This window comes from Gilliamella sp. LMG 34359 (assembly GCF_984569085.1).
Genome location: NZ_OZ474906.1, coordinates 2,180,145 through 2,195,068, shown reverse-complemented (window position 1 = coordinate 2,195,068; position 14,924 = coordinate 2,180,145). Strand labels below are relative to the sequence as shown.

The window sequence follows — 14,924 nt, the reverse complement described above, 5'->3', positions numbered from 1 at the left end:
TGACAAATTAGGGTCGATAGTTATAATAACATCAATGGTTATAAGTTCAGATAAACATTTTTCAATTAAAGAAGAATTATTTTTCAAGAAAAAAGATATCGCTAATAAAAATGAACATATATATTCGAAAATAAAATCAGAAGGTTATTGTACAAAAATGGAATAATTGCAAAGTGGATCAATTCTAAATTAAAAACCTCAAATGTTTTTTGTTTTTTTCAGATTGAAAAAATAATTACAAAAAAGTAGAAAAATTTGGGGGGAGAGGATGAAGAATATCCTCTTCTCCGTTTTATAGTTACTTATGTAACAAACTTAAATTAATAATAAGCATCAAGTTCTTTTTGAAATATTTTTAACTCTTCTATCCATAATTTAGCATTCATTGTTGTGCCATGACCACTGGTTTTGTCACTGGCTGGGATAAGATAATATTTGGCTGCTACAATATCTTTCAACGCTTTTTGCATCACACCAGTATTTGGCGGATTTCTTTCATCATCTTCTGAGTTAATAACTAAAATAAACGCCTTAATCTTAGTTAAATCTGGTGTTGGATCAAAGTTTCTTGCGGCATCCCATTGATATAAAAAATCATTGGCATCCATATTAATTCGTTCTTTTAACTTATTTGACAATATTTCTTCTGTTTTTTCAGTATTGTAGGCTCTATTTTGCCAAGCAATATCACCACCATTAGTTGCTATATCGTAATAATTATAGATAGTTTGGAATTTTTCTGGTTGTTGGCTATAAAAACCGTTGTTCCAATCAGGATCATCTTTAATTGAATTAATGATCATTTTTCTCATAATCCAATTTCGACTAGACATTGGGGCAGGGGTTGCTGCCATTGGAATTGCCGCGGTCATATAGTCCGGGTACTTAGTGATCCATAACCAAGTATTCATGCCCCCCATCGAATTACCAATAATAAGTTCAAGATGATTTATACCTAATCCATTTTTCAAAAGTTGATATTGTGCGTTAACCATGTCTGAATAATCATAATGAGGAAAGTTACCTTTCATGCCATCTGAAGGTTTTGATGATTTACCTGTGCCAATTGCGTCAGGTAATATAATAAAATATTTTTCAGCATCTAATGGCATACCTTTATCAAATAAGACATGGCCAAAAGTGTCATTAAGCATTGAAGCCCCATTACTAGCCGTACCATGTAAAACTAATACGGGTTTTCCTTTGGGATTGCCGATTGTGACATAATGAATTTTTAAATTTTCAATGGTATTACCATCATTAAATTTAAAATTCTTAATAATATAATCACCTTCATATTGGTTGTAAAATTCGTTACAAAATCCTGGTACAGCAAATGTTAGAAAAATAAAAAATAGCAGTACTTTTTTCATAGTATTCATAAGTGACGCTCTCCATCATAATTATGTTATGAAACATTTGTGTAAGAGATAGGCAAGGAAGGTAATATCAACGTTGTAGTATTCTAATCAACGTTAGCAAGCATAACAGTTTATTAAACGGCTGTTATCCAATAAAAAGTCCGTTTATATACATTAAATAATTAAATTCAGAAATAAATTTATCAAGCTTAAATCTAGATGTTTTCGTTATTAAAAAAGAGAATATATTATTCTCTTTCTTATATAGATTTGATCTAGCTATTTAGTTTTTAGGTGCACTTTCAATAATGTCAGCTAACTTTTCAAGAGTTAATCTTAAGAATTTAGGCATAGCTTCTATTTCAATTGAGTCCATTAAGTTTTTTACATAAAGACCTAATTCAGTATCACCTTCAACAATTAATCGACGTTGGAAGAATAAGGTATCAGGATCTTGTCGTCTAGTCGCAATCATAATTAAATCATTAGCATTACCGATGAAGCTCACATCTGGTATTTCCTCGCGACTAACCACAAGTTTGTTATCAATCAAACTGACAAACCAAACCAACTGAAGATCTGTAACTTGAATTTTAAGCCAACGATTTTCTAAAAAATCTAAGTCACCATCTTCAAGTGAGTGTTTGAATTGTAATTGTAATAATTGTTCGATAGTTCGTTTTTTTAAGTTGAAGGGGATACAGCGTAGTGTCATCCCCAACATTTTTGGCGCTTTCTCGACAAATTGTGAATGAATTGTGCCAAGAAATTGGTGTTTATTGCCAATCATTTAGGCATCTCCAGAGATCATCTTCTCATAAATATCTAAATCTGTATTTAGATGCTCATAAACCTCTTCACTAACTTCATCACGAATTTTCATTTGCAGCAATGCTGTACGTTCCGCACCAATTGCCACTAAACGCATACGTCTTTCAAGATTTTCAGCCTCAAGTGCTTTTTGTTCCAAATCTTTAAGACCAGTTCGGCGTCTCAATGAACCAATAACCCGGGAACCAACTTCATGAATAATTTCTTGATCTAAACCTGCTTCAGACGTTTCTTGTAAAAGACTAGACTGCATTTTTTCTAGACTAACAATAGCTTCTTCGGCCATTTGTCCTTTAACAGTTAAAATCTCGTTTTCTTGCTCGGAATTATCCAAAATCACACTTCCGCGTAATAAGATAGGTAATATAATAATAGCGGATATTAAAGATATCAAGATGATACCCGCGGCGATAAATACTAATTGATAGCGCCCAGCAATGGTTATTGGAATAGATAATACCCCAGCTAGTGTGATTGCTCCGCGAACTCCAGCAAAAGTTGAGATCCAAAGATCGCGTGTTGTATATGAACTAAATGCTAATGAACGTTTAGTACCAAAAGGCATTGCAGGCATCTTTTTCATTGCCCAAAGCCAAGCAAATCGAGTCCCCATTAATACTACAAAAACGAATAATACAATTAGACATAGTTGCCATAATTCAATGGATGTATCGGTTTGATTTTCAGCAAATGTATTAGTCAAAATACTTGGTAATTGAATACCTAATAAAACGAAGACAAAACCGTTAAATACGAAAGTTAACATTGACCAGGCACTATCTGATTGTAAGCGCGTTGTTAGAGGTGCATTACGCATCATTCCTGAATGATTAACTGTCATACCTGCACTTACTGCGGCTAAAATGCCTGAACAGTGACACTCTTCAGCAATGATGTAAGCTGCAAATGGTAGTAGGAATAACAGTACAATTTGGATTGCTGGGTCATTATTGGTTAGTTGGTTTATTTTACGTAAAATACGCGCATATAACCAAGTGAATATAACCCCAACAGCTAAACCACCGATAGCAACCACAAAGAAAGATATACTGATTTGTAATAAGTTGAATTCAAATGCACCAGCAGCAATTGCAAGTGCAAATTTTAAGGAAACCAGACCAGAAGCGTCATTCATTAAGGCTTCACCTTCAATGATTTCCATCTTCTCTTTTTCAATTCTTCCTTTACCAACAATACCACTTAGTGCAACGGCATCAGTAGGTGATAATACTGCTGCTAAGGCAAATACGGCTGCCATTGAAATATCTGGTAACATCCAATGGAGAAAATACCCCAAAGCAACAATGGAGATAACGACAAGAACAAGGGCTAATCCAACAATTTCTCTTACGTTATGTACAAAGTCTTTTACTGAAGTTTTTCGACCATCAGCAAAAAGTAGAGGGGGAATGAATAAAACAAGAAATAAATCTGAATTAAACTCCAAATAAATGCCTAGAGCAGCAAGAATACTACCTAGTAATATTTGCATTAGTGGTAATGGGATTTGTATTGGTAACATTTTTATAATGACACCAGAAAGTGATACAATTAATACAATCAGTAATATTGTTGAAAATAGTTCCATAGCGACTCTTTTTTTAGTTATCCCATATATAACTATCTATTATATAGGATTTTTAATATAAATTCAGGTTAAAATTACACAAAATTATTCAAATTTTAACCAACCTCTATTTTTGATCAAAAAAACTAATAATTTAATTGACAGGCATTGTAGATGGAAAATTGGCGAAGAGCATTTGTACTTCATACCAGAACATATAGTGAAAGTAGTTTATTAGTCGATTTATTCGTTGAAGATGGCGGAAAGGTAACCATCTTAGCCAAAGGTGCTAGGCGTAAACGATCGGCACTAAAAGGTATTTTACAACCTTTTACACCATTAATAGTTCAATATTCCGGAAAAGGTGAAATAAAAACTTTACGCCAAGTAGAAGCGATATCGCTTACCTTGCCGCTAGTTTCTGTTTTTTTATATAGTGCTTTCTATTTAAATGAGTTATTACATCGAGTGCTAGTTGCCGAAACCGAAATTACCACGTTATTTGATGATTATCTGACGAGTATACAGCAATTAGCACAACAAGTTCCTGCTGAAAACGTACTGCGAGCATTTGAATTGGCTTTACTTGATAATTTGGGGTATCACGTTGATTTTTTTCATTGCAGTGCAACGGGCGATGATATTGTTAAAACCATGCATTATCAATATCAGTCAGAAAAAGGTTTTATTAGTAGTTTGTTACAAAATAGTACCAGTTTTACTGGCGAGCAAGTTTTAGCCTTAGGTAATAGGCAGTTTCATAACACCGATACACTCAAAGCCGCAAAGCGTTTTACTCGAATGGCTTTAAAACCTTATGTTGGTTCGAAACCTTTTAAAAGCAGGGAGTTATTTCTAAAAATTTAGTTTTCGATTTAGCTATCCCACCAATAACTATTGGTGGAATATTCTACAAACTATCATTTAGTAATTCATATTTAGTATCTTGGCGGTTTAGCATATTTACTATCGTGACTATCGACAGGAAAAGCGTTTGGGTTTGATAATTCCTTATGTTCATAACTAGTTTCCAATAGGAAGATTGCTGTACCAATTACTCCAATATTGTTTGCTGAAACTTCATCGGTATGATTTGCATAAACTTTTGATGCTTGCGAAAAAGTAAATGCAGCAACTTCACTATCATTTTTTGGAAACCTTTTAATTGATAGCGTCCTAAATGGCCTTAAGATATAACCATTATTGTTCAATGAACCTGCTTTTCCGTTGATAACATCTAATCCATTAACAGTTGCTACAACTTCATAAGTATTTCTTGAATAATTGATATAATAAAGTTGATATTTTTTGCCCACTTCACCAAGCATATTGATTTCATCAGCCTGTTTGATAAGCAACCATTTATTATTGTTATCATCAATTATTGACATACCAACATCGCTATTGAGCTTGAGTTCTTGAACTGCTTTTCCATTCATAAATGCTTTATTAGAATAGTGAATTACCGCAACATCTATTGGTGTATCCTTAAGACACGCTAATTCAACTTCACGAACATGAGATTCGACTCCGTCACCCCATTGTGTTCCTATTCATCTATAATTTGAGGCTTTGTATTGATTGCTTGTTAACATCACCTTAAAATTAAACTGATTAAACCAATCACTAATAAATTATATATGTTGTAAAATTTATTCAGTAATATTTCCTTTTCTAAATATGTCCATCAATTATTTTTAATTTTATATATTAATTTCTTTGGATGTCTTTTATCAGTTAATCATTTAGCTTTTTATCATGCTCCACTTGATGCTCGGATAACTAATTCACCATTTACGTATATAGTACGAGTCGGTAAGGTTGGATTATTTCTTCTTTGGATTAAAGTTTCTACCGCAGTCAAAGCTATACTTGCTAACGGTTGTTTATAAGTAGACAGCGGGGTAGATAGATGACCAGCATAATCAGCATCATCAAAGCTGATCGTAAATAATTTTTGCTTTGGATTTATTCTTTGATTCAATGAGATCAATTGCATTGCTGTAAAGTCGTTACCACAAACAACGTGCTTGATATTTAATTTTGCTAAATGATTGATGACTATTTCATCTATTTGTGGCACTTGAATTATCCAATCATTAATTTTTGTAATACCTGCGTCATATAGTGCTTGTTTATATCCTATTATTCTTAAAGCAATGGTATTAGCCGAATCACTTTTTGAGAGAAAAGCAATTCGCGTATTTTTCTGTTGAATGAAATGGTTTGTGACAATGTAACCGGCGGCAATATTATCAATACTGACTAAGTCAGCATTACCACGACAAGGAAAAACACAGTAGTCTCTCTCTAATAATATGCAAGGTATCTTATAAAGTGATAGATAATCCATTATTTTTTGATTTATAATATTGGCGTAAGGATGAAATTCTAAAGGAGTAAAAAATATGCCGTTAATGTTATTCTTAGTATAATTAATGATGACTTTTTCCACGTCATTTAAAATCGATTGAATATCTTGGCTTTTAGTCAACATTCCAGCCCATAAAAGAGAAAATTGATAGTCATTAGCTAAACTAGCAATCTCTGAATACAAACTATCAAGAATCATTCTACTCTCATCTTGCTCCAACCTTGGGGCCAATATTCCAAAAATATATTTGCTTACTTGTTGATCTTTAGGTGGTTTAACATAGAACTTACCACCTTGCTTACCTTCGATAAAACCTTCATTTTTTAATTTTGAAAAAACTTTGCTTATTGTTGGTCTCGATGTTTTATATATCAAGCTTAAATCAGATGAAGAGGGGAGAGCACTATTGCAGTTTAAAACTCCACTTTTGATCTGCAATACTATTTCTTGATATATCTGCTCACTCTTATTTGCCATGTTGCTACCTATTAGACTTTTAATAATATGTTTAGTATGACATAACCTGTAAACTTGATAAATTAAATTTTACAAGTTTTAAAAAAAAGTGACTTTGATATCATAAATCACAAAAATTATAGATTAATGTTGTTTAGATTATTGCAGATAATTAGACTGAATTTGCGCAAAATATTTGGTAGATATTTTTGATGCTTTTACATAATTAGTAAATTATTTCTATAAATCATTTAATTATCTGAGGTGTCTTTATGAAAAAATTCATAGCAACATGCTTAACAATTACAATTATATTTTTTACAGGTTGTTTTCAACTTGTAAACGCCGATGAAAATAAGCCTATTAAGTTTGCTTTTATCACTTCAACTTTAAACAACTCTTTTTTCACAGCTATCTCTGATACGTTTTCTGAAATAGCTAAACAAAATGGTGATCACTATATACTCATTGACCCCCAATATGACCAAGCTAAACAAATATCTATGATGGAAGATGTGATTAATCAAAAAGTAGATATTATTTATTTAATTGCGGTGGATTCTGAGGGGATCAGACAAGGTTTACTGGCAGCTAAACAAAAACAGATCCCTGTGGTAGTTATTGATAATCCGATTAGTGATGATGATTTAGTTGTTAGTACAGTGGCGTCTGATAATTTCTTAGCCGGTAAAATTAATGGTGAACAGATGGCTAAAGATTTTCCTAATGGCGCCAAAATTGCTGTGATCGATTGTCCTTTTAATCGTGCTAGTGTGTTAAGAGCTGATGGTTTTTATGCTGGATTAGGTGACAATAAAAGTAAATTTAATGTGGTATCACAGCAAAATGGTAAATGTGCATTAGAAGTGACGATGCCAATTGCTGAAGATATCATTCAAGCTCACCCTGATTTACAAGCATTTTTTGCAGTTAACGATCCTTCGGCTTTAGGGGTAGTTGTTGCATTGAAAGCTTCGAATAAACTGAAAAATGTCAAAGTATACACAGTTGATGGTTCTCCTGACGGTAAAAAAGCTTTCAGTGACGGTGACTTAACCTTAACTGTCGCCCAAGCACCTATTCAATTAGCGAAAGAAACCTATAAAGTCGGCAAAAAAGTATTAGCAGGAGAACCGGTCGCGAAAGAAATCTTAGTACCAACTTTTCCTATCACCAAAGAAATGATTGAAAAAAATGGCGTAAAAGTTTGGCAATAATAATCTGCTTAACCCGGTTATAGCTATTGCAATCAATAAGGTGATATAGATATGGAACAAGTTGTATTACAACTATCTCATATAGAAAAGAAATTTGCTGGTGTTCATGCTCTGAAAGATATGCATTTTAATTTAAATCCATGTGAGGTGCATGGATTATTAGGTGAGAATGGCGCTGGCAAATCAACATTAATTAAAATTATCGGTGGCATCTATAAACCCGATGCCGGTGAAATTAAAATTAATGGAAAAACTGAGATAATCAATGGTATCAAAGATGCGCAATCCAGAGGAATTAATGTCATTCATCAAGAAATTGTCTTAGTTCCTTATATTAGCGTGTATGAAAATATATTTTTGGGACGAGAACCAAAAACAAGGTTAGGTTTTAAAGATCATCGACAGATGATCACCAAAGCCAAAACTATGATGGAAAGTATGGGGCTAACTATTGATGTATTACGCCCTGTAAATGAGTTAACCATAGCTCAACAACAGCTTATTGAAATCGTTAAAGCGATTTCCTTCAATGTCCGCATTTTAATCATGGATGAACCAACTTCTTCTTTAACCGATAAAGAAGTAGAACAACTTTTTGTTATGATTAAAAGACTAACTGAACATAACGTTAGTATCATCTATATTTCCCATCGTATGGATGAACTATTTACCATCACTGACCGAATTACTGTGATACGTGATGGTAGTTATGTTGATACAGTCAATACAAAAGAAACGAATATTGATGAGTTAGTCAAAATGATGGTGGGGCGTAATTTAAATAATTATTATCAACGCCATTATCAATCAGATGGAGAATGTCTATTAGAAGTTAAAAATCTGTCAAAAAAAGGCGTTTTTCATAATGTAAATTTCAAATTAAAAAAAGGTGAAATTTTGGGCTTTTCTGGTCTGATGGGGGCTGGAAGAAGTGAAATCATGCAGGCAATTTTTGGCGCAGACCAATACGATAGTGGTGAAATTTATTTTGATAATAAGTTAGTTAACATCCAATCTCCTCAAAATGCAATTGATATCGGCATCGCATTGATACCTGAAGACAGGAAAAAACAGGGGCTTATATTAGGTAATAGTATCGCGTTTAATCTAACAATTACAGTATTAAAACAATTTATGCATGGTTGCTTTGTGAATCAACAAAAGCAAAAGGAAATTATTCAATACTATATCAAAAAACTGAATATCAAAACACCAAGTGCTGACAAAATTGTTGGGCAGTTAAGTGGTGGCAACCAACAAAAAGTGGTGATAGCTAAATGGTTAGCGACTAAACCTAAAATCATCATTTTAGACGAACCGACTCGAGGAATTGATATCGGTGCTAAAGCTGAAATCTATCAAATTATTGATGAATTATGTGCCAATGGTATTGCCATTATCATGATTTCCTCTGAATTACCCGAAATTATTAATATGTGTGACAGAGTTTGTGTCGTCGCTAATGGTCAAATCCAAGGTGAACTATCACGTCATGAACTTACTCAGGAAAAGATTATGAAATTAGCAACAGGGAGAGCTTAAAGAATGGTTAGCCAATCTATTAAACAATCAGATGATAGCTGCAATCATCACTCTGCAATAACCCAAAATATCATTATTAGGAGTTTCAAAAATTTTATTACGCACAATATAGGTATACTAATTGCGCTTTTATTGATAAGTGCCATTTTAACATTTACCACTCCTGTTTTTCTTACTCAAGAAAATATGTTATCGGTGTTAAGACAAATCTCTACCAATATGTGCTTAGCATTAGGAATGACGTTAATCATCATATTAGGCGGCATTGATTTATCAGTAGGATCGATTGTTGCTATGGCAGGCACGCTAACTGTTGGATTCATATCAATAGGTGAAATGGGCATTATCCCAGCAATTTTTTTAGGATTGTTTATTGGCACACTTTGTGGTGCAGCTAATGGTATTGCTATTGCTTACACAGGTATTCCACCTTTTATCGTTACATTAGCTATGATGATGATCGCTCGAGGAGTTGGTTTTATATATAGCGGTGGCCAATCAATTCGTATTTTTGATGAAAGTTTTACCAGTATTGGTACTGGTTATTTGGGAATGATTCCCTACCCAGTGATCTATATGTTGTTTTTTATCATCATTATGTTAGTTCTGGTTAATCGAACTCGTTTAGGTACTTATATTTATGCTCTGGGTGGCAATCGTGAAGCAGCAAGACTATCAGGTATAGCAATTAAGCGTGTTGAAATCACAGTTTACACCATCGCTGGCTTTTTAGCTGCTTTCGCAGGAATCGTTCTTGCGGCAAGAATGTATTCAGGGCAACCCTCTGTAGCACAAGGTTATGAAATGGACGCGATAGCCGCTTGTGTGTTAGGTGGTATTTCTATGTCTGGTGGTATAGGTCGTATTAGTGGCACCATTTTAGGCGTCATCGTTATCGGTGTTATTAATAATGGTTTGAATTTATTGGGTGTTAATTCATTTTGGCAATTGGTAGCGAAAGGCGTGATAATTTTTTTAGCCGTTTATGTCGATATGTTGAAACGAAAAAGAGCAAAATAAATTATTTAATCATTTGAATAATAAATAATTTAATTAATAGGACAGTAAAATGAAAAAATGTACTTTGATGTTAAATAATCCAGATGGCATTAGTCGACAAAATGAACCGGTCATCACCCGTCTTTTTTTTAAACAACAGCCAATTGATCCTACTCAAGTAAAACTCGTCGATGAAAAAGGCGATATTGTGCCACATCAACTATTTGATGTGGTCTATGATGAAACCAATCGGTTAATCACAGCCTGTTCAATCGCTTTTATAGTAACCAATTTAAATCAATTAGTTGAAAATTATACTTTATATTTAGATTCGAAATCCCAATTGAATAATTTAAAGGGTATAACACAATTAGATACTACATTGAAAGATGGAATTAAAAGACTAGATACTGGGCATTATGTTTTAGAATTATGTCGTGGAACTGCAGACGGTACTTCATATGGAAAATGGGGAATTCGTTATTTTGCAGCTAAAGCAGAAGGGCGTAATTTAATTAAAGATTGTTCTAATGCTATTGGTGGATTTTATGGACCGTTTTTTACGCCAGCAAATGGCTTAATTAATCCCCCTGAACACACAGTTGTAGATTGTCAAACCGAAGTTGAAGGCCCAATCTATTGTCGCTATCGATTTAATGGTCAAATACCAAATGGCTTAGATCCAGCTTTACACAATAAATCATTTTCAATTGTGTGGGAGTTTTTCTATCAATCACCATGGTTTAGACGTACTTATTATGTTGATGATTTTGAAACTTCTGTTGATGGTATGCCAGTGATAAATAAGATTACTGTTGGTGATGAGTATGAGAGTGGTCAAAATAATGTGGTATTCTCTCGCTTTGCTAGTTATGGTGGTACTTATTATCGGCAGGGAGATCAGTATGCTAACATTCTAGCTGATGAAGTGAATCGAATTTTATCTCAATCGCTTGATGAACTTTCTCCAAATGCAAGACGCTATCGCGAATCAATAGGCGATAACATCAATGCTGTATCTTGGGATTTCTTCTGGCGACTTTTTTGTGTTAAAGAAGGTATATTGAGTGATGAAGAAATAAAAGCACATGTTAAAACGATTTTACGTAAAGCACATCATGTAGTTCATAATAGCGACCGAAATAAAGCCGTATTATTCGCCAAAGAGGTCGATGTTAACAGCGTACCTGAACAGACTATTTTTCCACTTGCGGCAAATAAAACGGCTGAAATTAATCCGGAATCAGGGTATGCTATGGTCTGGTATACGAGCAATATTGTCGGACGTTATCAAATTGTGCAACGTAAAGATTCAGGTTGGGTGAATTGGGGGACAAATGGTGAAAATGAATACCCTGAATTACCGACCGGATCAACTATATATACGGCATATGGTCAATTTGATGATTGGCAAAAGCAAGCCGACAGTATGGAAAAAAACATTGATGTCAAACAAGGACTAATTGAAGATGAATGACATAAAAGTTGTCGCAATAGGTGAGTTTTTATGGGATTGTTTACCTAACGGAAAAAAAATTGGCGGGGCAGCTGCCAATTTTTGTTATCATGCGAAATCAGCTGGAGCAAACGCAATTTTGGTTTCTGCCATTGGTGATGACGAAAATGGTAAAGAATTAAGCAATCAGCTTGAAAAACTACAAATTCCCCAACAACTTCAAATATCAAAAAGTTATCCAACAGGAACGGTATTAGTCAAATTGGATTCAGCAGGGAAACCAACTTATGATATTGTTAATCCTGTTGCTTGGGATGATATTCAGTTAACTGAGCAGCTATTAGAACTTATTAAACAAGATGATTTAGATGCAATTTATTTTGGTAGTTTAATTCAACGCAATCAACATAATCATGAGTTACTGAAAAAAATTATCACTTATCGATCACCAAGAACCAAACTCATTGTTGATATTAATTTGCGTCAAAACCATTATAATAACGCGACTTTACTTTTGTGTATTGAACATGCCAATATCTTAAAGTTAAATGATGAAGAATTACCAATTATTGCCGATTTGTTAAAAATAAATTCTGAACCAAAAGTACTTTTCGATTATCTTAACCAGCATTATCAACTTGAGTTATTAATTTATACTTGTGGTAGTTATGGCAGTCACCTAATCACAAAAAGCGAGCAAAACTATCATCCAGCAGAGAAAATCACTGCGATTGATACTGTTGGTGCTGGTGATTCATTTATGGCTATTAGTAGTGTGCTATATTTAAAAGGTAAGGAATTAAAAGAAATTAATAGCAAAGCAAATCATATGGCTGCTTACGTTTGTACTCAAAGTGGTCCTATGCCAATTATACCAGAAAGTTATTTAGCTGAATTATAATTTCTATAGGCCTAGCCTTATGTTAAACCACTAAAGCTAGGCTATTTAACTTCTTTATTTAATTTCTAATATATAGATTCAATTAATATTGATTTAACTTTCAAAATAAATTCATTTTGACAATTATATTGCCCTGAAAATAACATCCAATAATAAGATCAATTAAGTCTAATTTTAAATCGAGTTTAAACCTATTTAAAATCCTGATGATAAGTGATAGTATACTCCGTCTATTTATTTATGTACGCATGTGCGCTTTCGTGTGGCGCACCACTGTTATAAGGATTTATTATGCCAATTATTACTCTTCCTGACGGAAGTCAACGTCAATTCGATAAACCGGTTTCTGTATTAGAAGTTGCTCAAAGTATTGGAGCAGGGCTTGCTAAAGCTTGTATTGCTGGTCGTGTTAATGGCGAGCGTAAAGATGCGTGTGATGTGATTGATCAAGATGCTACCTTAGCTATTATTACCGCAAAAGACGAAGATGGGCTTGAAATTATTCGTCATTCATGTGCACATTTATTAGGTCATGCTATTAAACAATTATGGCCAAATACGCAGATGGCTATAGGACCAACAATTGATAATGGCTTTTATTATGACGTTGATTTAGATCACTCTTTAACGCAGGAAGATCTTGATGCTTTAGAAAAACGTATGCATGAATTGGCCAAAAAAGATTATGAAGTAAAAAAAGAAGTAGTAAGTTGGGAACGCGCTAGAGAAGTATTCTGGGAACGTCATGAACCATATAAAATTGCTATTTTAGATGAAAATATTCCTAAAGATTCTACGCCGGCACTTTATCATCACGAAGAATATATTGATATGTGCCGCGGGCCACATGTACCTAATATGCGTTTTTGTCACCATTTTAAATTGCAAAAAATCGCTGGAGCATATTGGCGTGGTAATAGTGACAATAAAATGTTACAACGTATTTATGGCACAGCATGGGCTGATAAGAAACAACTTGATAGCTACTTACAATTTTTAGAAGAAGCGGCTAAGCGCGACCATCGTAAAATTGGTAAACAGCTTGATCTGTATCATATGCAGGAAGAAGCACCTGGTATGGTATTTTGGCATAATGATGGTTGGATTATTTTCCGTGAACTTGAAGTTTTTGTGCGTACCAAACTAAAAGAATACGATTATCAAGAAGTGAAAGGTCCATTTATGATGGATCGCGTATTATGGGAAAAAACAGGGCATTGGGGCAACTATAAAGAGTTAATGTTTGTTACTTCATCAGAAAATCGTGAATACTGCATTAAACCAATGAACTGTCCGGGCCATGTACAGATTTTTAATCAAGGCCTAAAATCATATCGTGATTTACCATTACGTATGGCGGAATTTGGTAGTTGTCATCGTAATGAACCTTCTGGATCTTTGCATGGTTTAATGCGAGTTCGAGGTTTTACTCAAGATGATGCACATATCTTCTGTACTGAAGGTCAAATTCGAAGTGAAGTTAATAACTGTATCAAAATGGTTTATGATACTTATAGCACATTTGGTTTCAAAGACATCACCGTTAAATTATCTACTCGCCCAGAAAAACGCATTGGTAAAGATGAAACTTGGGATTTAGCTGAGAAAGATTTAGCTGAATGTTTAACTGAAAATGGCATTGAATTTGAGTATTTACCTGGTGAAGGTGCTTTTTATGGACCAAAAATCGAATTTACGCTTCATGATTGCTTAGGTCGTGCATGGCAATGTGGTACTATTCAACTCGACTTTATGTTGCCTGAACGTTTAGATGCAACATATGTTGGTGAAGATAACGAACGTCATGTTCCAGTTATGATTCACCGAGCAATTTTAGGTTCCATGGAACGTTTTATGGGAATTTTAACAGAAGATTGTGCTGGTTTCTTCCCAACTTGGTTAGCACCATTACAAGTTGCTGTTATTAATATCACCGATAATCAAGCTGATTATGCCAAACAATTAACCGAACAACTACAAAAAATCGGTATTAGAGCAAAAGCAGACTTGAGAAATGAGAAAATTGGGTTTAAAATTCGCGAGCATACTCTAAAACGTGTTCCTTATATGTTTGTTTGTGGAGACAAAGAGATGGAATCAGGAACAATTTCAGTTAGAACTCGCCAAGGTAAAGATCTTGGTAGCTTTGAAGTGAAACATGTTATAGAATTATTGCTTAATGAAATTCATAGTCGTTCATTAGAACAGATGAATTAATGA

12 protein-coding genes are annotated in these 14,924 nt (G+C 33.9%); 7 read left to right on the top strand and 5 right to left on the bottom strand.

From position 1 onward, the window contains the following. Window positions 1-320 precede the first annotated feature (320 nt). The 3 genes from AC5LXV_RS10165 to AC5LXV_RS10155 all read right to left on the bottom strand — a co-directional run bounded on the left by AC5LXV_RS10165 (window position 321) and on the right by AC5LXV_RS10155 (window position 3,780). Entirely contained in the window at window positions 321-1,382 is a 1,062-nt protein-coding gene (locus AC5LXV_RS10165) for an alpha/beta fold hydrolase (RefSeq protein ID WP_493452322.1), read from the bottom strand. A gap of 262 nt (window positions 1,383-1,644) precedes the next feature. Beyond that, window positions 1,645-2,151: a ubiquinone anaerobic biosynthesis accessory factor UbiT gene (gene ubiT, locus AC5LXV_RS10160; protein WP_181415947.1), complete on the bottom strand. Its 507-nt coding sequence runs from the start codon at window positions 2,149-2,151 to the stop codon at window positions 1,645-1,647. Beyond that, entirely contained in the window at window positions 2,152-3,780 is a 1,629-nt protein-coding gene (locus AC5LXV_RS10155; RefSeq protein WP_493444739.1) for a Na+/H+ antiporter, read from the bottom strand. Window positions 3,781-3,933: 153 nt separating this feature from the next. Between AC5LXV_RS10155 and recO the strand changes: the two genes are divergently transcribed. After that, window positions 3,934-4,626, top strand: coding sequence for a DNA repair protein RecO (gene recO / locus AC5LXV_RS10150; protein WP_493444738.1), 693 nt, complete (start codon window positions 3,934-3,936; stop codon window positions 4,624-4,626). 71 nt (window positions 4,627-4,697) lie between these two features. Here the strand turns inward: recO and AC5LXV_RS10145 are convergent, their stop codons facing one another. Next, window positions 4,698-5,198 (bottom strand): hypothetical protein, encoded by a 501-nt coding sequence (locus tag AC5LXV_RS10145; protein WP_493466348.1) that lies wholly within the window; start codon window positions 5,196-5,198, stop codon window positions 4,698-4,700. 317 nt (window positions 5,199-5,515) lie between these two features. Further along, a complete protein-coding gene (locus AC5LXV_RS10140; protein ID WP_493466347.1) occupies window positions 5,516-6,610 on the bottom strand; it encodes a substrate-binding domain-containing protein in 1,095 nt (364 codons plus the stop codon). Window positions 6,611-6,861: 251 nt separating this feature from the next. Here AC5LXV_RS10140 and AC5LXV_RS10135 point away from each other — a divergent pair, with 251 nt between their 5' ends. From AC5LXV_RS10135 to thrS, 6 genes are all read left to right on the top strand, one after another. Next, the gene (locus AC5LXV_RS10135) at window positions 6,862-7,806 is read left to right on the top strand and encodes a sugar ABC transporter substrate-binding protein (RefSeq protein WP_110433474.1); all 945 of its coding nucleotides are present in this window, start codon (window positions 6,862-6,864) and stop codon (window positions 7,804-7,806) included. 51 nt (window positions 7,807-7,857) lie between these two features. Next, a complete protein-coding gene (locus AC5LXV_RS10130) occupies window positions 7,858-9,348 on the top strand; it encodes a sugar ABC transporter ATP-binding protein (RefSeq protein WP_493466346.1) in 1,491 nt (496 codons plus the stop codon). A gap of 3 nt (window positions 9,349-9,351) precedes the next feature. Beyond that, a complete protein-coding gene (locus tag AC5LXV_RS10125) occupies window positions 9,352-10,368 on the top strand; it encodes an ABC transporter permease (RefSeq protein WP_110433476.1) in 1,017 nt (338 codons plus the stop codon). Window positions 10,369-10,417: 49 nt separating this feature from the next. Next, window positions 10,418-11,824: a hypothetical protein gene (locus AC5LXV_RS10120; RefSeq protein ID WP_493466345.1), complete on the top strand. Its 1,407-nt coding sequence runs from the start codon at window positions 10,418-10,420 to the stop codon at window positions 11,822-11,824. Further along, window positions 11,817-12,704, top strand: coding sequence for a carbohydrate kinase family protein (locus AC5LXV_RS10115; RefSeq protein WP_493466344.1), 888 nt, complete (start codon window positions 11,817-11,819; stop codon window positions 12,702-12,704). Before AC5LXV_RS10120 ends, AC5LXV_RS10115 begins: the two co-directional genes overlap by 8 nt. Window positions 12,705-12,995: 291 nt before the next feature. Further along, window positions 12,996-14,921, top strand: a complete 1,926-nt coding sequence (gene thrS, locus AC5LXV_RS10110; protein ID WP_034882135.1) for a threonine--tRNA ligase — start codon at window positions 12,996-12,998, stop codon at window positions 14,919-14,921. Window positions 14,922-14,924 lie beyond the last annotated feature (3 nt).